Here is a 20,242-nt window from a genome sequence, read left to right on the forward strand (position 1 = left end):
GATCACGCGCCGCGATGCATTCCTGCCGGCGGGATCGGCCGAGACCGACCGGTTCGGCGGGGACCGGCCGCAAGCCGACCGACCGGTTCGGCGGCGGGACCGGCCGGCGCCTGGGCCCGGCGCGGGGCCGGCCGGCGGTGGTCCGCACCGGGGCCGGACGGCGGGCGTCAGCTGCTGTAGAGGGCGTCGACCTCATTGGCGTACGCCTTCTCGATCGCCTTCCGCTTCAGTTTCAGCGACGGCGTCAGCAGGCCGTGCTCCTCGGTGAAGGGCTGGGCCAGTATCCGGAAGGTGCGGATGGACTCGGCCTGGGAGACGAGCGTGTTGGCGGCGACCACCGCACGCCGCACCTCCGTCTCCAGGTCCCGGTCACGGACCAGCTCGACCGGGGACATCCCCGGCTTCCCCCGCATCTGCAGCCAGTGCTCGACCGCCTCCTGGTCGAGGGTGATCAGGGCGGCGATGTAGGGGCGGTCGTTGCCGACGACGATGCACTGGTTGACCAGCGGGTGGTCGCGGACCCGCTCCTCCAGCACGCCCGGGGAGACGCTCTTGCCCCCCGAGGTCACGAGGATCTCCTTCTTGCGGCCGGTGATGGTGAGGTAGCCGTCCTCGTCCAGCGAGCCGAGGTCGCCGGTGGCCAGCCAGCCGTCGTGCAGCGTCGCGTCGGTGGCCTTCTGGTTGTTCAGGTAGCCCTGGAAGACGTTGCCGCCGCGCAGCCAGATCTCCCCGTCGTCCGCGATGTGCACGGTCATCCCCGGGATGGCCTGGCCGACCGTGCCGTACCGGGTGCGCTCGGGAGGGTTGGCGGTGGCCGCGGCCGTCGACTCGGTCAGGCCGTACCCCTCGTAGATCTGCACGCCCGCGCCGGCGAAGAAGAGTCCCAGTCGGCGGTCCATCGCGGAACCACCGGACATCGCGTTGCGGATGCGGCCGCCCATCGCCGCCCGCACCTTGGAGTACACGAGCTTGTCGAAGAGCTGGTGCTGCATGCGCAGCCCCGCCGAGGGGCCGGGCCCGACGCCCCACGCCTTCGCCTCCACGGCCTCGGCGTACTTCACCGCGATGTCGACCGCCTTCTCGAACGGTCCGTGCCTGCCCTCCTTCTCCGCCTTCCGGCGGGCCGCGTTGAACACCTTCTCGAAGATGTACGGCACGGCGAGGATGAACGTCGGCCGGAACGCGGCCAGGTCGGGCAGCAGGGCGGCGGCGTGCAGCTGGGGCTGATGGCCGAAGCGGACCCGGCCGCGGATCGCGGCGACCTCCACCATCCGCCCGAAGACGTGCGCCAGCGGCAGGAACAGCAGGGTGGACGCCGCGTCGTCCTTCTTGGTGTGGAACACCGGCTGCCACCGCTCGATCATCGTGTCCGCCTCGAACATGAAGTTCGCGTGGGACAGGACGCAGCCCTTGGGGCGGCCGGTGGTGCCGGAGGTGTAGATGATCGTGGCGACCGAGTCGGGGGTGACCGCCTGCCGGTGCCGGTGCACCAGCTCGTCGTCCAGCGGCGCCCCGGCGTCGTACAGCTCCTGCACGCAGCCCGCGTCCAGCTGCCACAGCTGGCGCAGCTGCGGCAGCCGGTCGATGACCGTGGCGATGGTCATCGCATGGTCCTCGTGCTCCACGACGGCCGCCGAGACCTCGGCGTCGTACAGCATCCAGAAGCACTGCTCGGCCGAGGACGTGGGGTAGACGGGCACCACCTGGGCGCCGATGGTCCACAGGGCGAAGTCGAACAGCGTCCACTCGTAGCGGGTGCGGGACATGATGGCGACGCGGTCGCCGAAGCGGATGCCGCGCGCGAGGAGTCCCTTGGCGAGCGCCAGCACCTCGTCGCGGAACTCCGCGGAGGTCACGTCCCGCCACTGCCCGGCGGCGTCCTTGCGGCCGAGGGCGACGTGCAGCGGGTCCGTGAGGGCATACTCGAAGACGACGTCGGCCAGACCGCCCACCGGCGGCGACGACGCCAACGGCGGGTTGGTGAACTCGCGCAAACCTCGCTCCCCGATCCTCGCTGCTTGGTCCCACGCCCCGATGCTCGGCACAGCGCGGTGAAAGCTACCTCACGGTTCCGCCGGGCGGGAGGGGGGCGGAAACCGAGCAAACCTCACGTTTTTCCCGCACGGTGGCCAGAAAATGCCCCCACATGGGGAAGGGCCGGACACAATACTTACGGGTCGGTAAGTTCCGGGACCGTAATCTCCACCGAATCTGTACGCGCCCAGCACGGTGTCGGCCCCGCCGTACCGCACGGAGAGGCGCGCCATGGAACCGCTCGTGCGGGCCCCTCGCCGTCCGCTTGTGGCGCGGGAGCCGCGGCCGGGTGGACCGGCCGCGGTCCGGTGCCGGGCGGGGCGGTCGTGCGGGCGGGTCCGTCAGCCGCTGTGGTGGCGCAGGTGGTCGCCGCCCGTCAGGATCGCCGCCGCCAGGGCGTTCGCCGCGTCCTGGGCCGCAGCCCGGCGCGGGCCGTGGACGAGGACGAAGTCGACCCTGCCCAGTTCGGGCAGACCCGCCCGGTCGGGCAGCCGCGACAGGCCCGGCGGGATGAGGCGGCGGGAGTGCGCCATCACCCCGAGGCCGGCGCGGGCCGCCGCGATCAGCCCGTTGAGGCTGCCGCTCGTGCACACGATCCGCCACTCGCGGCCCTGCCGGTCCAGAACCTCCAGGGCGCGGGCCCGGGTGATGCCGGGCGGCGGATACACGATCAGCGGTACGGGCCGGTCGGCGTCCAGGCGGAGCCGTTCGGCGCCGATCCACACCAGGTCGTCGCGCCAGACCAGCTCACCGCGGGGATCCTCCGGGCGCCGCTTGGCCAGCACCAGGTCGAGCTTCCCGGCGGCCAGCTGTTCGTGCAGCGTGCCGGACAGTTCCACGGTCAGCTCCAGGTCGACCTCCGGATGGTCGTGGCGGAAGCCCTCCAGGATCTCCGGCAGCCGGGTCAGGACGAAGTCCTCGGAGGCCCCGAACCGCAGCCGGCCGCGCACCCGCGTGCCCGTGAAGAACGCCGACGCCTGCTCGTGCACCTCCAGGATCCGGCGGGCGAAACCCAGCATCGCCTCGCCGTCCTCGGTCAGCTCCACCGAGTGGGTGTCCCGGGAGAACAGCTGCCGGCCGACGGCCTCCTCCAGCCGCCGCACATGCTGGCTGACCGTCGACTGGCGCAGGCCCAGCCGGTGGGCGGCCTGCGTGAAGCTGAGCGTCTGGGCCACCGCCAGGAACGTCCGCAGCCGCGTCGGGTCGTACACGGCCGCAGCTTACCCCGTCATCATGGAAGACGATGACAGTCAGAGTGGTATGCCGGATTCCCGATCGGCGAGGGAGGGAGGACGATGGAGAGGGGCGCCGCGGCCCCGGACCGCAGGCCGCCCGACACGTACGGACGCCGTACCCCCGACCCGTGCGGACACCGTCCGCCGACACGTACAGACCCGCACAGCAAACGGAGCACCGTGAAACGCCTGCGTTGGCCGAACTGGATGCCGATCGACCCGTACATCGTGCTGCTGCTCGCCACGGTGGGCCTCGCGACGCTCGTCCCGGCCCGGGGCACCGCCGCCGACGTGGCCTCGGGCGCCTCCACGGCCGCGATCGCCTTCCTGTTCTTCCTCTACGGCGCCCGGCTGTCCACCCGGGAGGCGCTGGACGGGCTCAGGCACTGGCGGCTCCACGTCACGGTGCTGGTCTGCACCTTCGTCCTCTTCCCGGTGTTCGGGATCGCCCTGCGCGGTGTGGTGCCGGTCCTGCTGACGCAGCCCCTCTACCAGGGCCTGCTGTTCCTGACCCTGGTGCCGTCCACGATCCAGTCGTCCATCGCGTTCACGTCGATCGCCCGGGGAAACGTGCCGGCCGCCATCTGCGCCGGCTCCTTCTCCTCCCTCGCCGGCATCGTCCTCACCCCGCTGCTCGCGGCGGCGCTGCTCGGCAACAGCGGCGCCGGGTTCTCCACCGACGCGCTGGTGAAGATCGTGCTGCAGCTGCTGGTGCCGTTCCTCGCCGGGCAGCTGCTGCGGCGCTGGATCGGCGCGTTCATCACCCGCCACAAGAAGGCCCTCGGGCTGGTCGACCGCGGCTCGATCCTGCTCGTCGTCTACACCGCGTTCAGCGAAGGCATGGCCCAGGGCATCTGGCACCAGGTCAGCCCCGTCCGGCTGGCCGGGCTGCTCGCCGTCGAGGCCGTACTGCTGGCCGTGATGCTCGCGCTGACCTGGTACGGCGGCAAGGCGCTCGGCTTCGGCCGGGAGGACCGGATCGCCATCCAGTTCGCCGGCTCGAAGAAGTCCCTCGCCTCGGGGCTGCCCATGGCGAGCGTCCTGTTCGCCTCCCACGCCTCCCTCGCCGTGCTGCCGCTGATGCTCTTCCACCAGATGCAGCTGATGGTGTGCGCCGTCATCGCCAAGCGCCGGGCCCGCGATCCGGAGCCGTCCCGGGACCCGGCGCGCGAGTCAGCCCCGCACGCGGTCCAGGGGCAGCCGCAGGACCGTGTCCTCAGGTGACCGCAGCACCCTCGGGTCCGGCAGCTCCTCGGCGCTGAGCGCCCGCCGCCGTGTCGAAGGTGGTGGGGCGCGGGCGGCTCACAAGGAGCGTGCGGGCGGTTACGGACGCAGGACGACCTTGCCGAGGTTGACCCGGTCCTCGATCGCCGCGTGGGCCTTCGCCGCGTCCTCCAGGGCGAACTCCCCGTACACGGCGGGCCGCACGGCGCCTTCGGCGAACCGAACCCGGGCCCCAGGTCGTCGGCCGGGGTGCGAGCGGACTCGGGGGTGCGGATGGTGCGCACCGGCCGGCGGTGGAGGTGAGGCGGGGCCCCGGGGCGCAGGGGGCGCTCCCCGCCGGCGGGGCCCCGCCGCCGTGCCGCGGGGAACCGGTCAGCCCTGGGCGGCCGCCTCCCGCAGGGCGATCCGGTCCTCACCCGCGTACACGTTCATGGAGCTGCCCCGCAGGAATCCCACCAGGGTGAGGCCCGTCTCCGCGGCCAGGTCGACGGCCAGCGACGACGGCGCGGACACCGCGGCCAGCACCGGAATGCCCGCCATCACCGCCTTCTGCGCCAGCTCGAAGGAGGCCCGGCCCGAGACGAGCAGGATCGTCCGGGACAACGGCAGGTCACCGTTCTGCAGCGCCCGCCCGACCAGCTTGTCCACCGCGTTGTGCCGGCCGACGTCCTCCTTGATGTCCAGCAGCTCCCCGCCCTCGGTGAACAGCGCCGCCGCGTGCAGGCCGCCGGTCCGGTCGAACACCCGCTGGGCCTCCCGCAGACGCTCGGGCAGGCTCGCCAGCAGCTCGGGGGTCACCCGGACCGCCGGAGTGTCGGCGATCGGCCAGCGGGCGGTCGTGCGCACCGCGTCCAGGCTGGCCTTGCCGCACAGCCCGCAGGAGGAGGACGTGTACACGTTCCGCTCCAGGGTGAAGTCCGGCAGTTGCACGCCGGGCGCGGTCCGCACGTCGACCACGTTGTAGGTGTTCGTGCCGTCCGCGGTCGCCCCCGCGCAGTAGACGATGTTCTGCAGGTCGGAGGCGGTGGCCAGGACGCCTTCACTCACCAGGAACCCCGCCGCGAGCGCGAAGTCGTCGCCCGGCGTGCGCATGGTGATCGCGAGCGGCTTGCCGTTCAGCCGGATCTCCAGTGGTTCCTCGGCGACGAGCGTGTCCGGCCGGGTGGAGACCGCCCCCTCCCGGATCCGGAGGACCTTGCGGCGTTCCGTCACTCGTCCCATGGTCTGATCAGCCCCGGTTCTGTACGTGCTGGTAGCCGAAACGGCCCTTGATGCAGAGGTTGCCGTGGGTCACCGGGTTGTCGTGCGGCGAGGTGACCTTGACGATCTCATTGTCCTGCACATGGAGCGTGAGCGTGCAGCCCACCCCGCAGTACGCGCACACCGTGCTCGTCCGCGTCTGGCGGGACTCCTCCCAGGTACCCGCCGCCCGCATGTCGAACTCCGACTTGGGCGACAGCGCCCCCGTCGGGCACACCTCGATGCAGTTCCCGCAGTAGACGCACGCCGAGTCGGTCAGCGGCGCGTCCTGCTCGACGGCGATCCGCGCATCGAAACCCCGCCCGACGACCGAGATGGCGAAGGTGTTCTGCCACTGGTCACCGCAGGCGTCGACGCACTTGTAGCACAGGATGCACTTGCCGTAGTCGCGCACGTACAACTCGTTGTCGATCCTCGGCTCCTCGTTCAGCCGGGCCGCGCCGGGACCGAACCGGTCCGGCTTCGCCTCGTACTCCTTGATCCACTCGGCCGCCCCGGGGGTGGTCGACAGGTCGACGGCCGAGGCGAGCAGCTCCAGGACGAGTCTCCGGCTGTGCCGGACCCGCTCGGTGTCCGTGCGGACCTCCATGCCGGGCTCCGCGCGGCGGGAGCAGGCCGGCACCAGGGTCCGCGAGCCCTCCACCTCGACCACGCAGACCCGGCACGCGTTCTTCGGCCGCAGGGTGTCGCCCTGGCACAGCGTCGGCACGTCCTTCCCGGCGGCCCGGCAGGCGTCCAGGACGGTCGAGCCCTCCGGGACGCGCGCCGGTTCGCCGTCGAGCGTGAACTCCAGCAGCCGGCGCGGGATCCCCAGCGGTGTGATGGTCATTCGTACGCCCCCAGTCGGTCGATGGCGGATTCCACGGCGTTCCACGCGGTCTGCCCGAGACCGCAGATCGAGGCGTCCCGCATCGCCCGGCCGACCTCCCGCAGCAGGGCGACGTCCGCCGCGGCGGCCGTCCCGGTGCGCTCGGCGATCCGGCGCAGCGCCTCCTCCTGCCGCACGGTCCCGATCCGGCACGGCACGCACTGCCCGCAGGACTCCTCCCGGAAGAACTCGGCGATGCGCAGCAGCAGCCGGGGCAGTGGCACGCTGTCGTCGAAGGCCATCACCACCCCGGAGCCGAGCGTGGTGCCGGCCTGACGGGTGCCTTCGATGGTGAGCGGGATGTCCAGTTCGTCGGGCCGCACGAACCCGCCCGCCGCCCCGCCCAGCAGCACCGCCCGCAGCCCCGGACGCACCCCGGCCCGCTCCAGCAGTTCGCGCAGCGTGGCCCCGAACGGCAGTTCGTACACCCCGGGGCGGGCCACGCTGCCGGAGACGCAGAACAGCTTCGGCCCGGTGGAGCCCGCGGTGCCGATCGCCGCGTACGCCGGGGCGCCCATCGTCAGGATCGGCAGGACGTTGACCAGCGTCTCCACGTTGTTCTCGGCCGTCGGCCTGCCGAACAGGCCCTTCTCGACCGGGAAGGGCGGCTTGGAGCGCGGTTCGCCCCGGTAGCCCTCGATGGAGTTGAACAGGGCCGTCTCCTCGCCGCAGATGTAGGCGCCGGCACCCCGCCTGATCTCGATGTCCAGGCTGTAACCCTGGCCGAGGATGTCGTCGCCGAGCAGGCCCCGGGCGCGGGCCTGGCCGATCGCGTGCCCGAGGCGCCGGATCGCCCGCGGGTACTCGCCGCGGACGTACACGAACGCCCGGTGCGCGGAGACCGCGTACGAGGCGATCGTGATCGCCTCCACGAGCGCGAACGGGTCGCCCTCCATCAGCACCCGGTCCTTGAAGGTGCCGGGCTCGGACTCGTCGGCATTGCACACCAGATAGTGCGGACGGTCCGGCTGGGACGCCGTGGCCTGCCACTTGCGGCCGGTGGGGAACGCGGCGCCGCCGCGCCCGACCAGGGCCGAGTCGGTCACCTCGCGGATCACTCCGGACGGCCCCAGCTCGAAGGCCCGGCGCAGGGCCGCGTAGCCGCCGTGCGCGCGATAGTCGTCCAGCGAGGACGGATCGACCACGCCGACGCGGCGCAGCAGCAGCAGCGAGGGATCCCCCGCCTGGGGCACCGCCGCCACGGCCGGCGGCTCCTCGGGCGCCGCGTCCGGTGCGCTCGCCGCGCGGACGGCCGCCGTGACGGACGCCGGGGCCGACACGGCCGTACGGACCTGCTCGCCCGCCCGGACCGCGAGGGCCGCCGGGGCGCGTTCGCACAGTCCGAGGCACGGGGAGCGCTCGACGCTCACCCCGCTGCCGGGGCCGAGCCGGGCCTCGGCGCCGGCGCACAGCCGGTCCGCCCCGGCCGCCGTGCACGCCAGGTCGGTGCAGACGCGCAGGACCGTCGCGGGACGCGGCCGGACCGAGAACATGGCGTAGAAGGTGGCGACGCCGTACGCCTCGGCCGGAGGCACGGTCAGTCTGCGGCACAGGTAGGCGAGGCCGCCCTCGCTGATCCAGCCGACGCGGTCGTTCAGGGCGTGCAGCCCCGGCAGCAGCAGGTCGCGCCGGTCACGGGCCTCCCGGCCGCCGCGCGCCCACCTCAGGTCGGCGTCGGTGCGGTCGGCGCCCTCCCAGGAGGACTCCGGCGGCCCCAGCAGGGCGTCCACGGCCGCCCGTTCCTCGTCCGTCGGCTTGCTGTCGCCGAAGTGCAGGTCCACGCCCTCACCTCACATTCGTCGTGGCCGGGAGCTTCTCGATCCGGATCGCCGACGCCTTGAACTCCGCCGTCCCCGCGATCGGGCAGTTCGCCTCGATCGTCAGCTGGTTGGTGTCCACCTCGTCGGGAAAGTGCATCGTCATGAAGGCCAGGCCCGGCCGGAGCGCGGTGTCGATCCACACCGGCGCCACCACCGCCCCGCGCCGCGAGGAGACCCGGACCTCCTCGCCGACCACGACCCCGTACCGCTCGGCGTCCTCCGGGCACAGCTCCACGTACTCGCCGCGCCGCAGCGGTGAGGCGAAACCACCGCTCTGCACACCGGTGTTGTACGAGTCCAGGCGCCGCCCGGTGGTGAGCCGGATCGGGTACCGCTCGTCGGTGAGGTCCACCGGCGGATCGTGCCGGACCAGGCCGAACGGCGCGGGCGCCCCGCGCCTGCCGGGATCGCTCTCCCACAACCTGCCGTGCAGGTACGGCGGTTCGAGCCGTACGGGGTCCGGGCAGGGCCACTGGATGCCCTGGTGTTCCGCCAGCCGCGCGTACGTCATCCCGTAGTGGTCGGGGGAGACCGACCGCAGCTCGTTCCAGACGGCCTCCGCGTCGGGGTACTTCCAGTCGTGGCCCAGCCGGCCGGCCAGCGCGCAGATGATGTCGATGTCCTCGCGGGCCTCGCCGGGCGGGGCCACGGCGCGGCGCACCCGCTGCACCCGGCGCTCGCTGTTGGTGGTCGTGCCCTCCGTCTCCGCCCACCCGGCGGTCGCCGGCAGCACCACGTCGGCCAGTTCGGCGGTCTTCGTGAGGAAGATGTCCTGCACGACCAGGAAGTCCAGCGCGCGCAGCCGCCGTACGGCCTGCTCGCTGTCCGCCTCCGACTGCGCCGGGTTCTCCCCGATGCAGTACACGGCCTTGAGCGAGCCCGTCTCCATCGCCTCGAACATCTCGGTGAGGTTCAGTCCGTGGTACGGCGGGATCACCGTGTCCCAGGCCGACTCGAACTTCAGCCGTACCTCGGCGTCGAGGATGTCCTGGAATCCGGGCAGGCGGTTGGGGATCGCGCCCATGTCCCCGCCGCCCTGCACGTTGTTCTGGCCGCGCAGCGGCTGCAGCCCGGAGCCGTAGCGCCCCACATGGCCGGTGAGCAGGGACAGGTTGATCAGCGCGCGGACGTTGTCGGTGCCGTTGTGGTGCTCGGTGATGCCGAGGGTCCAGCACAGCTGGGCGCGCTCGGCGCGGGCGTAGGCGTGCGCCAGCTCCCTGATGGCACGTGCGGGTACCCCGGTCACCTTCTCGGCCAGCGACGGCGTCCACGGTTCGACCAGCGTGCGGTACTCCTCGAAACCGGTGGTCGCCCGCGCGATGAACGCCTCGTTGGCGAGCCCGGCGTGGATGATCTCGCGGCCGATCGCGTGCGCCATCGGGATGTCGGTGCCGACGTTGAGGCCGAGCCAGCTCTCCGCCCACTCGGCGGTGGACGTCCGGCGCGGGTCGACGGCGTACATCCGGGCGCCGTTCCTGATCCCCTTCAGCACGTGCTGGAAGAAGATCGGGTGCGCGAAGCGGGCGTTGGAGCCCCACATGACGATGACGTCGGTGTGCTCGATCTCCTCGTACGACGACGTGCCGCCGCCCGAGCCGAACGCCGCCGACAGGCCCGCGACGCTGGGGGCGTGGCAGGTCCGGTTGCAGGAGTCGACGTTGTGGGTGCCCATCACGACCCGGGCGAACTTCTGCGCCACGTAATTCGTCTCGTTCGTGGCCCGGGAGCAGGAGAACAGGCCGAACGCGCCCCGGTTGCGTTCCAGGCCCCGGGCCGCCCGGTCCAGCGCCTCCTCCCAGCCGGCCGGCCGCAGCGGCCCCTCACGGGTGTCCCGGACCAGCGGGTGGGTGAGCCGGGTGTAGGTCTTCGGTTGCCGTTTCCTCATGCGGCGCTCCTCAGCGCGAGCAGGTCCGAGATGGCGTGCACGGTGCGCAGTGTGGGCACCTCGACGCCGGTGATGTCCGCGAGTTCGATGACGGCCGCGAGCAGCACGTCCAGTTCCAGCGGCTTGCCGCGCTCCAGGTCCTGGAGCGTGGAGGTGCGGTGGTCGCCGACGCGCTCCGCGCCCGCGAGCCGCCGCTCGATGGAGACGCCGACCTCGCAGCCCAGCACCTCGGCGACGCGGAGCGTCTCGCGCATCATCGTCTCGATGACCCGGCGGGTGCCGCCGTGCCGGCACATCTGCCGCATGGTGGCGCGGGCCAGGGCGCTGATCGGGTTGAAGGAGATGTTTCCCAGCAGCTTGAGCCAGATGTCGGCGCGCAGGTCCCGCTCCACGGGGCACTTGAGCCCGCCGGCCCGCATCGCCTCGCTGAGGTCCAGGCAGCGCGCGGACACACTCCGGTCGGGCTCGCCGACGGAGAACCGGGTGCCCTCCAGGTGCCGGACCACCCCGGGTGCCTGGAGTTCGGTGGCCGCGTAGACGACGCAGCCGACGGCCCGTTCGGGCGCCAGGACCGCGCTGACCGCCCCGCCCGGGTCCACGCTCTCCAGGCGCCGGCCGTCGTAGGGGTCACCGTGCCGGTGGAAGTACCACCAGGGGATGCCGTTCTGCGCGGCCACCACGGTGGTGCGCTCGTGCAGCAGCGGCGCGATCAGCGGCCCGCACGCCGCGTACGCGTTCGCCTTCAGGCCCAGGAAGACGTGGTCCACCGGGCCGACCTCGGCCGGGTCGTCGGTGGCGTGGGGGTGCGCGGTGAAGTCCCCGCGCGGGCTGAGCACCCGTACACCGTGCCGCCTCATGGCCGCCAGGTGCGGTCCACGGGCGACGAGATGCACGTCGGCGCCGGCGCGGTGGAGCGCGGCACCGACATAGGCGCCGATCGCACCGGCGCCGAGGACTGCGACTTTCACGGAACGCTCCGTTCGGTTTGAGGGATACCGCGGAGGTGGTGGAGGAGCCGGAACACGCTCGGCTGAATCCTGTCGACGAAATATTGTCTACAGTATGGAGAAGTGCGCGGCAAGGGTGCGCGCGGCAACCGGTGCGCGGCCGGCGACCGTTGAGCGCAGTCCGCATACCGTTCACCGCATACGGTCGACGCCGCACCTTCTCAACACACGGCTCCCGCCCTACCGTCCGGCATCATGAGCAGCCCCCCTCTCGCACCGCCGGGCTGGAGCCGTTGGCTCGTCCCGCCCGCCGCCCTCTCCGTCCACCTGTCCATCGGCCAGGCCTACGCCTGGAGCGTGTTCAAACCGTCGCTGGAGTCCGCGCTCGATCTCGACGGCACCCAGAGCGCACTGCCCTTCCAGCTGGCGATCGTGATGCTCGGGCTGTCCGCCGCGTTCGGCGGCACGCTCGTGGAACGCAAGGGGCCCCGCTGGGCGATGTCCGTGGCCCTCGCCTGCTTCTCCTCCGGTTTCCTGATCGCCGCGCTCGGCGCCCAGACGAAGCAGTTCTGGCTGATCGTCCTCGGCTACGGCTTCGTCGGCGGCATCGGCCTCGGCATCGGCTACATCTCGCCCGTCTCCACCCTGATCAAGTGGTTCCCCGACCGCCCGGGCATGGCCACCGGCATCGCCATCATGGGCTTCGGCGGCGGTGCGCTGATCGCCTCGCCCTGGTCGGCGCAGATGCTCCGGTCGTTCGGCACCGGCCACTCCGGGATCGCGCTCGCCTTCCTCGTCCACGGCCTGACGTACGCCGTCTTCATGTCGCTCGGCGTGCTGCTCGTGCGCGTCCCCCGCACCGAGAAGCCCGCGGACGGCGGCCCTGCCGCCTCCGACGGCGTGCAGGTGTCCGCCCGCACTGCGGTGCGCACGCCGCAGTTCTGGTTCCTGTGGGTCGTGCTGTGCACGAACGTCACCGCCGGGATCGGGATCCTGGAGAAGGCCGCCCCGATGATCACGGACTTCTTCGCGCACACCGCCGCCCCGGTGTCGGCCTCCGCGGCCGCCGGCTTCGTCGCGCTGCTGTCTGCCGCGAACATGGCCGGCCGGATCGGCTGGTCGTCCGCCTCCGACCTGATCGGACGCAAGAACGTCTACCGCGTCTACCTCGGCGTCGGCGCGCTGATGTACCTGCTCATCGCGCTGTTCGGCGATGCGTCGAAGCCGCTGTTCGTGCTCTGCGCGCTGGTGATCCTCTCCTTCTACGGCGGCGGCTTCGCGACGATCCCCGCCTACCTGAAGGACCTCTTCGGCACGTACCAGGTCGGTGCCATCCACGGCCGGCTGCTCACCGCCTGGTCGACGGCGGGCATCCTCGGGCCGCTGATCGTCAACTGGATCGCCGACCGGCAGGAAGCGGCCGGCAGGCACGGCTCCTCGCTGTACGGGCTCTCGTTCGGCATCATGATCGGCCTGCTCGCCGTGGGCTTCGCCGCCAACGAACTCGTCCGCCCCGTCCACGTCCGCCACCACCTCCCCGCCCCGAGAAAGGCCGCCGATGCCCAGCGACACCAGTCCGCCTGAGCGCCGGGGCCTGATCGCCCTGGCCTGGCTGTGGGTGGGAGCACCCCTCGTCTACGGGGTGTACGAACTCGTACAGAAGGCGACACAACTGTTCACCGGATGAGTGCTCGGGCGTCCGAGGGTCTAGGCGAAGCCGACAACTCGGGCGCCCGTTTCCTGTGGCTTCACCTGTCCTCGTACCCGCGAGTCACTGATCAGACTGGGGACCCGCCACCCACGGCAACGAGGGGAACCCACGACATGATCGGCTCGCGCATCGCCGCCGTCGGCCACTACCAGCCCGCCAGGGTGCTCACCAACGACGAACTGGCCCGCATGGTCGACACCAGTGACGAGTGGATCCGCAGCCGGGTGGGCATCCTGACCCGGCACATCGCGGGCCCCGACGAACCGGTCGACGAGCTCGCGGCCCACGCCGCCGCCAAGGCCCTCGCCGCCGCCGGCCTCACGCCGGGCGACGTCGACCTGGTCGTCGTCGCCACCTCGACCGCGATCGACCGGTCCCCGAACACCGCCGCCCGGGTGGCCGCCCGCCTCGGCATCCCGCAGCCGGCCGCCATGGACGTCAACGTCGTCTGCGCCGGCTTCACCCACGCCCTCGCCACCGCCGACCACGCCGTCCGGGCGGGCGCGGCGAGCCGGGCGCTGGTCATCGGCGCGGACAAGATGTCCGAGGTCACCGACTGGGCCGACCGCACCACCTGCGTCCTGGTCGGCGACGGGGCGGGAGCCGCCGTGGTCGAGGCGTGCCCGCCGGGCCAGGAGCCCGGGATCGGGCCGGTGCTGTGGGGATCGGTGCCCGAGATGGGGAACGCGGTGCGCATCGAGGGCACCCCGCCCCGGTTCGCCCAGGAGGGGCAGAGCGTCTACCGCTGGGCCACCACCCAGCTGCCGCCCATCGCCCGGCGCGCCTGCCTGAAGGCCGGCATCGACCCCGCCGACCTGGCCGCGGTCGTCCTGCACCAGGCGAACCTGCGGATCATCGAGCCGCTCGCCGAGAAGCTCGGCGCGGTCAACGCGGTGATCGCCCGCGATGTCACCGAGTCCGGCAACACCTCCGCGGCCAGCATCCCGCTCGCGCTGTCCAAGCTGATCGAACGGGGCGCGGTCCGCAGCGGGGACCCGGCCCTGCTGTTCGGCTTCGGCGGCAACCTGTCGTACGCCGGGCAGGTCGTGCGGTGCCCGTGAACCCCTCCACGGGGGCGCGCCGGACCTTGTGACCCGCTCGACTCCCGCCTCCTCTGGCTTTTGTGCACCGTAGACTGTAGACGAAAGACAATCCATAGTGGGCAGTCCACCGTGTACCGCGGACCGCCCGCCGTGTACGGCAGCCAGCTCAGGAGGGGGACGCGATGTTGTCGACCGGACTGCCGCAGGGAGCCGTGCCGAAGCTGGAACGGCCCGGCCCGTTGCGTGACCGTGTCTACGAGGCACTGCTGGAACTGATCACCACGCGCGCCCTGCAGCCCGGCCAGCATCTCGTGGAGAGCGAGCTCGCCGGGCACCTCGGCGTCTCCCGGCAGCCGGTGCGCGAGGCGCTCCAGCGGCTGAACACCGAGGGCTGGGTCGATCTGCGGCCCGCCCAGGGCGCGTTCGTGCACGAGCCCACCGAGGAAGAGGCCGACCAGCTCCTGACGGTCCGCACGCTGCTGGAGGCGGAGGCGGCCCGGCTGGCCGCGGCGCACGCGGACGGCCCCGGCATCGCCCTCCTGGAGGAGCTGTGCGCCGAGGGCGAGAAGGCGGTGGCGGCCGAGGAGGTCGACCGTGCGGTCGCCCTCAACGCGGCCTTCCACACCAAGGTGATGGAGCTGGCCGGCAACACGGTCCTCGCCGAACTCGCCGCCCAGGTCGACCGGCGCGTCCGCTGGTACTACACGCCGGTGGCCCGGCAGCGCGGCCGGCAGTCGTGGATCGAGCACCGTGAACTGATCGCCGCGATCGCCGCCCGTGACGAACAGGGCGCCACTCGCCTGATGCGGGAACACACCGAGCACACCCGGCGCTCGTACCACGACCGCAACGCGAGCTGAACCGGCACCCGTTGTCGACACCCGCCTGAGCCCGGCGCCCGAGCGCCCGCCTGTCGCCCGACGCTCGTTCCCGGCCGTCAGCCGTCAGCCGTCAGCCGTCAGCCGTCAGCGCCGGCCGTCAGTCGTCAGCCGCCCGTGTCCGTCGCCTGTGCGCGCGCCGGCCGTAACCGGCCGCCCCGGCGCCCCCGGGTGAGACGTACGAAGCCCTCCGGTGCTCCGCGCGTGACGGGCGGAGCACCGGAGGGGAGCCGGCCGGGCGGGCCGGTGGGGGAGTGCGGGGCCGTCAGGCGGCCGGCCGCGGGTCGGTGGCCGGTGCCTGCCCGGCGTCGGTCCGGCCCGGCTGGCGCAGCAGCAGGGCGATCCCCGCCGCCACCATCGAGACACCGCCGGCCAGCGCGTAGGCGCCGTTGTAGCCCCAGGCGCCCACCACCATCGAGCCGAGTCCGCCGCCGAACAGCCCGCTGACCAGCTTGCCGCTGTACACCAGGCCGTAGTTGGTGGCGTTGTAGTTCTCACCGAAGTAGTCCGGGGTCAGCGCGGCGAACATCGGGTAGAACGCGCCGCCGCCGAAGCCGGAGAGGAAGGCGAAGAACAGGAACAGCCACTCGTTCTTCATGTCACCGGCCCAGATGACGCCGAACTGGGCGAGCCCGAGCACCACGATGACGAACACCAGCGTCGACTTGCGGCCCCACAGGTCGGACAGCCAGCCGACCACCGCGCGTCCGATGCCGTTGATGACGGCCATGACGCCCATCGAGGAGGCCGCCACCAGGGGCCCGAAGCCGATGTCCCTGGCGAAGTCGACCTGGAAGGAGATCCCGAAGATCGACACGCCCGCGGTCATCACCACCGTGATCCACATCAGCGGGAGCATGCCGCTCCGGATCGCCTCCTTGGGGGTGTACTGGCGCACCGCCGGGGGGTTCTTCGCCAGGCTCGCGGAGCTCTTGCCGTTCCCGGTGTGCGACAGCGGGTCGACGTCGGCCGGCCACCAGTTCTTCGGCGGGTCCTTGAAGAAGAAGGCGCAGACCGCGACCACGGCCAGGACGTAGACGCCGATCAGATCGAGCACCGTGTGGTAGTTCCCGGTGTCGAAGGCGTAGTTGAAGATGAAGATGAAGGGCAGCGAGCCGTAGGCGAAGCCGCCGTTGACGAAGCCGGTCCTCGCGCCGCGCCGCTCCGGGAACCACTTGCCGACCATGTTGATGCACGTCGCGTAGATCAGCCCGGAGCCGACACCGCCCACCACACCGAAGCCGACGACGGCCAGCAGTACGTTGTCGAGGTGGGAGAGGGCCAGGAAGCCGAGCAGGCACATCCCGGAACCCGTGTACATGGCCCGCCGTGCCGTGAGCACGCCGCGCTCGCGCAGCCAGCCTGCCGGGAAGGCGATGCCCGCCTGGAAGAAGACCCAGACGCTCAGGATCCAGAACGTGTTGCTCTGGCTCCAGCCGTGGGCCGACGACAGGGTGTCCTCCGCGGAGCCGTAGGCGTACTCGGAGACGCTGATGGCCATCATGGAGATCCACGGGAGATACACCATGAACTTGCGCGAGTGGCCGAGGATGTCCCGGTCCGTCTCACCGACGCGGTAGATCCGGCCCCGGGCGTCGGTCACTTCACGGTACGGGCGGTTCGGCGTGCCGGGGTCGGCCGGAGTGTTCCTTGCTGTCGTGGGATCTGCCGTCATGTCAGGCCATCTCCTCGCCGAGGGGGTGCGGATTGGGGACGATGCGCCGGGCACTGGGCCGGCCCGGAGCCTTGAGGAAGAGCGCCGGCACGGCGCAGGCGAGCCCGGTGCAGCCCGCCAGGACGAGGGCGCCGTGCGGATCGTGGCCGCCGGGAGTGCCGGCCGCCGTGCCGAGTCCGGCGGCGAGCACGGCGACGGCCAGGGAAACGGCCACCACCAGCCCGTAGACGCTCGCACTGTGGTTCTCGCCGAAGTGGTCGGCGGCCGTCGCGGCGGCCAGCGGAAGGACCGCGCCACCGGCGAGCCCGGTGGCCGCCGCGCAGCCGAGGAAGAGCGGCACACCGCCGAAGGCGCCCGCGGCCAGCGCCCCGAACTGCGCGCCGCCCAGCACCAGACAGGCCGCGAGCACGGTGGTGCGCCGCCCGACGCGGTCGGAGAGCGCACCGACCGCCACCGCCCCCGCGCCGGCCGCCACGGCCAGGGTCAGCGCGGCCCGCACGGCCCCCTCGGTGAAGCCCGCCGCCCGGCCGAACGGCACCAGGAAGCCGGCGCCGAGGGCCGCGCCACCGGCCGTGCCCGGCACCCACAGGCACATGAGCCACAGCGCCGGGGTGCGGACGGCCTCCCTCGGCGTGCACTGGCGCACGGCGGGCGGATTCTTCTCCCGCACACGCCGGGCGACGGGATCGGCCGGCACCCGGAGCGGTTCGGCGTCCGGCGGCCACCAGTTCTCCGGCGGATCCCGGAAGAACCGGCCCGCCGACGCCACCACGAGGCACACGCCCGCCCCGGTCACGGCCAGCAGGGCCCGGTGGTCGGCCCGGCCGAGCACGGGATCGAGGACCGGGAGGAACGGTACGGCCCCGAAGGCCCAGCCGCTCGCCACCAGGCCCGTCGGACCGCCACGGCGTTCGGGATACCACTTGCCGGGCAGCGTCAGGCAGGTCGCGTGGACGAGGCCGGCGCCGGCGCCGCCGACCACCCCGAAGCCCAGCGCGGCGACCGGGAGGTTCGGGGCGAACGCGAGCGAGAGGCATCCGAGGAGGGTGCCGAACGCGCCGGTCGTCACGACCGCGCGGGCAGGCAGCCGGCGGTTCTCCCGCAGCAGCCCGGCGGGAAGGGCCACGGCGGCCTGGCACAGCACCCACAGGCCCGCCGGCAGGCGGAGTTCCGCGGCACCCCACCGGTGGGCGTCACGAAGGCCGTCCCACGCGGCGACGACGGCGTACGCGGCACAGGCGATGCCCGTCACGCCCAGCCAGGGCAGGACGACCATCCAGACGCGGCCGCGGCCCATGAGGTCGGCATCGCTCTCGCCGACCCGGTACACGCGCCCCTTGCAGTCCCTCACCTCCCGGCACAGCGGGGAGGAGGGTGGATCGGTGGTTTCCATTGCGGCTGTACCCCTTGCGTCGAAAGAACTGGCCAGCGCCCCCTGTCCCATGCCTTTCGTGCGCGCGCGGGTCCCGGGGCCGGCCGACGCGCACCGCCGGCCGGCCCCCGCTCACTCACCTCATGAGCCGCCCCCCAGCAAGCCGGCCGCCCGCGCCCACCGGTACTTCGCGCCGAGCACGGCCACCGGCAGCTCGGTCGTGTACGGGTAGGCCACGACCCCCCGCTCGTACAGGTACTGACAGGCCTCCTCGACCTCGACGTCCCCGGCCAGCGACGCCACGACCGGCTTCTCGATCCCCCGCTCGCGGAACTCGGCGACCACGCGTGCGGTCAGTTCGGCGAAGACCATGGGCGGGGTGACGATGGTGTGCCAGTAGCCGAGCACGAGCGCATGGACGCGGGGGTCCTCCAGCCCCAGCCGGATCGTCGCCTCGTACGTCGACGGCGGCTCGCCTCCGGTGATGTCGACGGGGTTGCCGGCCGCGCCGAACGGCGGGATGTACCGGCGGAACGCCTCGTCCAGGTCGGGCGGGATCTCCATCAGGGACAGCCCGTTGTCCGTCACCGCGTCCGACAGCAGGACGCCGCTGCCGCCGGCCCCCGTGATGATCACGACGTTGTCGCCCTCCGGGGCGGGCAGTACGGGCAGCGCCCGCGCGTACTCCAGCATGTCGCGCAGGCCCGGTGCCCGGATGACGCCCGCCTGCCGCAGGATGTCGTCGTACACCGCGTCGTCACCGGCGAGGGCCCCCGTGTGCGAACCGGCCGCCTTCGCGCCCGCCGCCGTACGCCCCGCCTTCAGCACGACGACCGGCTTCTTCGGCACGGTGGCGCGGGCCGCCTCCACGAACGCCCGCCCGTCCTTGAGGTCTTCGAGGTGCATGGCGATGCACTCGGTGTGCGGGTCCTCGCCGAACCAGGTCAGCAGGTCGTCCTCGTCCAGGTCCGACTTGTTGCCGAGGCCGACGATCGCCGACACCCCGGTCTTCGTGGTGCGGGCGAAGCCCAGGATGGCCATGCCGATACCACCGGACTGCGACGTCAGCGCCACGCCGCCCTTCACGTCGTACGGCGTGCAGAACGTGGCGCACAGGTCCTGCCAGGTGGAGTAGTAGCCGTAGATGTTCGGGCCCAGCAGGCGGACGCCGTGCCGTTCGGCGATCTCCACGATCTGTGCCTGGAGTTCGTGCTCGCCGGTCTCCGCGAACCCGGAGGGGATGAGGACGGCGTTGGGTATCCTCTTGCGTCCCACCTCCTCCAGAGCCGCGGCCACGAACTTGGCGGGAATGGCGAAGACGGCCACATCCACCTCACCGGGAACGTCCGTGACACTCTTGTACGCCTTGCGGCCCAGAATGTCATCGGCCCGGGGGTTCACCGGATGGATCTCCCCGGCGAAGCCGCCGTCGAGGAGGTTGCGCATCACCGAATTGCCGATCTTGCCCGGCTCGTTGGAGGCACCGATCACGGCGACGGACGCCGGCTGCATCAACCGCCGCATGGACGCGAGGATCTCCTCGCGGGTGTACGTCCTCCGAGGCACCGGCTGCTCGCCGGCGAGGATCACCCGGATGTCGGCGGCGACCGCGCCGTCCGCCGTCGCGATCACCGGGTTGAGGTCGACCTCCGCGATCTCCGGGAAGTCCGTGACCAGTTGGGAGACCCGCCGGATCTGTTCCGCGACGGCCCACCGGTCCACCCCGGCCTGTCCGCGCACGCCGCGCAGGATCTGTGCCGACCGGATCGAGTCGAGCATCGACAGCGCCTCGTCGGCGCCGACCGGTGCCAGCCGGAAGGTCACGTCCTTCAGCACCTCGACCAGCACCCCGCCGAGCCCGAACGCCACCACCTTCCCGAACGTCGGGTCGGTGACCGCGCCGACGATGACCTCCTGGCCCCGCGGCAGCAACTCCTGCACCTGCACGCCCAGAATGCGGGCCCCGGCGTCGTAGGCGCGGGCGTTCCCGACGATCCGGTGGAACGCGGCCCGCACCTCGGCCGCGCCCTCGACCCCGACGACCACCCCGCCGGCCTCGGTCTTGTGCAGGATGTCCGGCGAGACGATCTTCATGACCACCGGCCGGCCGAAGCGCGCCGCCGCGGCCACCGCCTCGTCGACGTCCGCCGCCAGCTCCTCGCCCGGCACGGTGATCCCGTAGGCGTCGGCGAGCACCTTGCCCTCGGGCGCCGTCAGCGTGGTACGGCCCTCGGCCCGCACGGCGTCGAGGAGAGCGCGCACCCTCAGCTCCCGGTCTTCCGCCATCACG

At 72.3% G+C, this 20,242-nt stretch carries 15 protein-coding genes and 1 pseudogene; 5 read left to right on the plus strand and 11 right to left on the minus strand.

The window, feature by feature from the left end; genetic code table 11:
- Positions 1–167 precede the first annotated feature (167 nt).
- Positions 168–1,994 carry an AMP-dependent synthetase/ligase gene (locus tag ABVB68_RS33235; RefSeq protein ID WP_353604906.1) on the minus strand — a complete coding sequence of 609 codons (1,827 nt, stop codon included), beginning with the start codon at positions 1,992–1,994 and terminating at the stop codon, positions 168–170.
- 381 nt (positions 1,995–2,375) lie between these two features.
- On the minus strand, positions 2,376–3,245 hold the full coding sequence (locus ABVB68_RS33240) for a LysR substrate-binding domain-containing protein (RefSeq protein WP_353604907.1): 870 nt from the start codon (positions 3,243–3,245) through the stop codon (positions 2,376–2,378).
- Between the two features lie 204 nt (positions 3,246–3,449).
- Between ABVB68_RS33240 and ABVB68_RS33245 the strand changes: the two genes are divergently transcribed.
- Positions 3,450–4,493, plus strand: a complete 1,044-nt coding sequence (locus ABVB68_RS33245) for a bile acid:sodium symporter family protein (RefSeq protein ID WP_503006445.1) — start codon at positions 3,450–3,452, stop codon at positions 4,491–4,493.
- A gap of 99 nt (positions 4,494–4,592) precedes the next feature.
- On the opposite strand, the pseudogene ABVB68_RS33250 reads toward ABVB68_RS33245, so the two are convergent.
- From ABVB68_RS33250 to ABVB68_RS33275, 6 genes and pseudogenes are all read right to left on the minus strand, one after another.
- Positions 4,593–4,712: pseudogene (locus ABVB68_RS33250) on the minus strand (zinc-binding dehydrogenase); the annotation flags it as partial.
- Between the two features lie 153 nt (positions 4,713–4,865).
- Complete coding sequence (gene fdhD, locus ABVB68_RS33255; protein ID WP_353604908.1) at positions 4,866–5,714, minus strand: formate dehydrogenase accessory sulfurtransferase FdhD; 849 nt, start codon at positions 5,712–5,714, stop codon at positions 4,866–4,868.
- Between the two features lie 7 nt (positions 5,715–5,721).
- A complete protein-coding gene (locus ABVB68_RS33260) occupies positions 5,722–6,582 on the minus strand; it encodes a 2Fe-2S iron-sulfur cluster-binding protein (RefSeq protein WP_353604909.1) in 861 nt (286 codons plus the stop codon).
- A complete protein-coding gene (locus ABVB68_RS33265; protein WP_353604910.1) occupies positions 6,579–8,402 on the minus strand; it encodes an NADH-ubiquinone oxidoreductase-F iron-sulfur binding region domain-containing protein in 1,824 nt (607 codons plus the stop codon). Before ABVB68_RS33265 ends, ABVB68_RS33260 begins: the two co-directional genes overlap by 4 nt.
- Before the next feature lie 4 nt (positions 8,403–8,406).
- Complete coding sequence (locus ABVB68_RS33270) at positions 8,407–10,326, minus strand: molybdopterin oxidoreductase family protein (RefSeq protein WP_353604911.1); 1,920 nt, start codon at positions 10,324–10,326, stop codon at positions 8,407–8,409.
- Entirely contained in the window at positions 10,323–11,294 is a 972-nt protein-coding gene (locus ABVB68_RS33275) for a 2-dehydropantoate 2-reductase (RefSeq protein ID WP_353604912.1), read from the minus strand. Before ABVB68_RS33275 ends, ABVB68_RS33270 begins: the two co-directional genes overlap by 4 nt.
- Positions 11,295–11,528: 234 nt before the next feature.
- Between ABVB68_RS33275 and ABVB68_RS33280 the strand changes: the two genes are divergently transcribed.
- The 4 genes from ABVB68_RS33280 to ABVB68_RS33295 all read left to right on the plus strand — a co-directional run bounded on the left by ABVB68_RS33280 (position 11,529) and on the right by ABVB68_RS33295 (position 14,887).
- Positions 11,529–12,857 (plus strand): OFA family MFS transporter, encoded by a 1,329-nt coding sequence (locus ABVB68_RS33280; protein ID WP_353604913.1) that lies wholly within the window; start codon positions 11,529–11,531, stop codon positions 12,855–12,857.
- Complete coding sequence (locus ABVB68_RS33285) at positions 12,832–12,960, plus strand: MFS transporter small subunit (RefSeq protein ID WP_353604914.1); 129 nt, start codon at positions 12,832–12,834, stop codon at positions 12,958–12,960. The genes ABVB68_RS33280 and ABVB68_RS33285 overlap by 26 nt, the downstream gene beginning before the upstream one ends.
- Before the next feature lie 137 nt (positions 12,961–13,097).
- Positions 13,098–14,045: a beta-ketoacyl-ACP synthase III gene (locus tag ABVB68_RS33290; RefSeq protein ID WP_353604915.1), complete on the plus strand. Its 948-nt coding sequence runs from the start codon at positions 13,098–13,100 to the stop codon at positions 14,043–14,045.
- A 164-nt stretch (positions 14,046–14,209) separates the two neighbouring features.
- Entirely contained in the window at positions 14,210–14,887 is a 678-nt protein-coding gene (locus ABVB68_RS33295; protein WP_353604916.1) for a GntR family transcriptional regulator, read from the plus strand.
- 283 nt (positions 14,888–15,170) lie between these two features.
- Here ABVB68_RS33295 and ABVB68_RS33300 read toward each other — a convergent pair whose 3' ends face one another.
- From ABVB68_RS33300 to ABVB68_RS33310, 3 genes are all read right to left on the minus strand, one after another.
- Positions 15,171–16,580, minus strand: a complete 1,410-nt coding sequence (locus ABVB68_RS33300) for an OFA family MFS transporter (RefSeq protein WP_353604917.1) — start codon at positions 16,578–16,580, stop codon at positions 15,171–15,173.
- 1 nt (position 16,581) lies between these two features.
- On the minus strand, positions 16,582–17,973 hold the full coding sequence (locus ABVB68_RS33305) for an MFS transporter (RefSeq protein WP_353604918.1): 1,392 nt from the start codon (positions 17,971–17,973) through the stop codon (positions 16,582–16,584).
- Positions 17,974–18,093: 120 nt separating this feature from the next.
- Entirely contained in the window at positions 18,094–20,238 is a 2,145-nt protein-coding gene (locus ABVB68_RS33310) for an acetate--CoA ligase family protein (protein WP_353604928.1), read from the minus strand.
- Between the last annotated feature and the right edge of the window lie 4 nt (positions 20,239–20,242).

This window comes from Streptomyces sp. NPDC096012 (assembly GCF_040426375.1).
In the GTDB taxonomy this organism is placed as follows: Bacteria; Actinomycetota; Actinomycetes; order Streptomycetales; family Streptomycetaceae; genus Streptomyces.

What these genes read in the sequence shown, in the direction of transcription:
- fdhD (WP_353604908.1), bottom strand. Translation starts at nt 5,714, where the DNA reads ATGGGACGAGTGACGGAACGCCGCAAGGTCCTCCGGATCCGGGAGGGG.
- ABVB68_RS33260 (WP_353604909.1), bottom strand. Translation starts at nt 6,582, where the DNA reads ATGACCATCACACCGCTGGGGATCCCGCGCCGGCTGCTGGAGTTCACG.
- ABVB68_RS33270 (WP_353604911.1), bottom strand. Translation starts at nt 10,326, where the DNA reads ATGAGGAAACGGCAACCGAAGACCTACACCCGGCTCACCCACCCGCTG.
- ABVB68_RS33280 (WP_353604913.1), top strand. Translation starts at nt 11,529, where the DNA reads ATGAGCAGCCCCCCTCTCGCACCGCCGGGCTGGAGCCGTTGGCTCGTC.
- ABVB68_RS33285 (WP_353604914.1), top strand. Translation starts at nt 12,832, where the DNA reads ATGCCCAGCGACACCAGTCCGCCTGAGCGCCGGGGCCTGATCGCCCTG.
- ABVB68_RS33290 (WP_353604915.1), top strand. Translation starts at nt 13,098, where the DNA reads ATGATCGGCTCGCGCATCGCCGCCGTCGGCCACTACCAGCCCGCCAGG.
- ABVB68_RS33295 (WP_353604916.1), top strand. Translation starts at nt 14,210, where the DNA reads ATGTTGTCGACCGGACTGCCGCAGGGAGCCGTGCCGAAGCTGGAACGG.
- ABVB68_RS33300 (WP_353604917.1), bottom strand. Translation starts at nt 16,580, where the DNA reads ATGACGGCAGATCCCACGACAGCAAGGAACACTCCGGCCGACCCCGGC.
- ABVB68_RS33305 (WP_353604918.1), bottom strand. Translation starts at nt 17,973, where the DNA reads ATGGAAACCACCGATCCACCCTCCTCCCCGCTGTGCCGGGAGGTGAGG.
- ABVB68_RS33310 (WP_353604928.1), bottom strand. Translation starts at nt 20,238, where the DNA reads ATGGCGGAAGACCGGGAGCTGAGGGTGCGCGCTCTCCTCGACGCCGTG.